The sequence below is a fragment of the Undibacterium sp. Ji49W genome, assembly GCF_049340205.1.
In the GTDB taxonomy this organism is placed as follows: domain Bacteria; phylum Pseudomonadota; class Gammaproteobacteria; order Burkholderiales; family Burkholderiaceae_D; genus Undibacterium.
Genome location: NZ_JBMPOW010000074.1, coordinates 1 through 275 on the forward strand (window position 1 = coordinate 1; position 275 = coordinate 275).

Sequence of the window (275 nt, forward strand, 5' to 3'; positions counted from 1 at the left end):
TCTTGAAGGCGAAGGCTGACCGGGTTTGCCCAGGATAGGTCGTCGGGATGTTGATGGTGGGGTTGGCTGCCGCAAATTGTTCCAGCTCTGCCTGGTCTGACGGCGAGTTGGGGTAGTACGGGGCTTCGAGTTCTCTGAAGTGTTGCAAACCCAGTGTGGTGCCCAGCTGGTACGCCAGCTTGCCTTTGCGTCCTGCTATTTCAAACGGTACCCCTACCGAAACGTAGGATTTGGGGCTGAAGTAGCCGCCGTGTCCATAGGTGAAGTAGCGCAGG

The 275-nt window shown here is 57.5% G+C and carries 1 protein-coding gene; it reads right to left on the reverse strand.

All coding sequences use genetic code 11. The annotated features are described in order from the left end of the window. A partial coding sequence (locus tag ACO0LK_RS27085; RefSeq protein ID WP_422980620.1) for a cellulose synthase subunit BcsC-related outer membrane protein occupies positions 1–275 on the reverse strand: 275 nt, incomplete at both ends.